We start from the raw sequence: 835 nt of genomic DNA on the forward strand, positions 1-835 counted from the left end.
TGGCCCAGGCGTTCACAGGCGGCCCGGAGGAAGCCGGTGTCGAAGGCCGCGTTGTGCGCGACGAACGCGGTGTCGGGCTCGGCGGTCAGCAGGGCCAGCAGGTCGGGGAGGACCTCCTCCAGGGAGGGGGCCGTGGCCACCATGGACTGGGTGATGCCGGTCAGGAGGGTGATGTTGGCCGGGATGAGGGTGCCGGGGTCGACCAGTGTGGAGAACTCGTCCAGGACCTTCCCGCCACGCGTCCTGACCGCGCCGATCTCGGTGATGCGGGACCGCTTGGCGCTGGTCCCGGTGGTCTCCAGGTCCACCACGACGAACGTCGTCGCGGCCAGCGGAGTGCCGAGGTCGACGATGCTCGTTTGGACGCCGGTGGACGCCGCGGACTGTGGAACCACGCGGTCAGGGTAGTCGGGGCCGCCGACCGAATGACCGACGAATACGGTCTGACCTGCCCGACATGGAAAGATGGGGGTGAAGGGGCTGAAGTGTCCTTGCGCCCCAAGATGAGCACGATCGAAGGAGGAAACCGTGGGGATCGCGATGCCGGGTGACAGTGAACGGTGGCGGTGCACCGGGTGCGGCAACCTCACGCGGTTCGACGTGACCCGCACGGTCCGCTCCGAGGACTTCGTCCACCAGGATCTGGCCGGTCGCGGCCTGGTCGAGGAGCGGTCGGTACTCACCGAGACGGTGGAGCGGGTCCGGTGCCGTTGGTGCGGCGCCACTGACAGCGTGGAGATCGTCCCCCGCCCCGACGCCGACGGCTCGGCCGCCGACGCCTCGGCTGAGAGCACGACGGGTCGGGCATGAGCGCCCGCCCGGAGGCGGGGGGGGG

2 protein-coding genes are annotated in these 835 nt (G+C 70.3%); one reads left to right on the forward strand and one right to left on the reverse strand.

What is annotated here, in order from left to right; all coding sequences use genetic code 11:
- Positions 1-395, reverse strand: a 395-nt coding sequence (locus D471_RS37730; RefSeq protein ID WP_193789777.1) for an exonuclease domain-containing protein, incomplete at its 3' end; no start/stop codon positions are given.
- 133 nt (positions 396-528) lie between these two features.
- Between D471_RS37730 and D471_RS0118720 the strand changes: the two genes are divergently transcribed.
- The gene (locus tag D471_RS0118720) at positions 529-810 is read left to right on the forward strand and encodes a hypothetical protein (RefSeq protein WP_017600029.1); all 282 of its coding nucleotides are present in this window, start codon (positions 529-531) and stop codon (positions 808-810) included.
- Positions 811-835: the final 25 nt, after the last annotated feature.

The organism is Nocardiopsis lucentensis DSM 44048, from assembly GCF_000341125.1.
Lineage (GTDB): Bacteria > Actinomycetota > Actinomycetes > Streptosporangiales > Streptosporangiaceae > Nocardiopsis > Nocardiopsis lucentensis.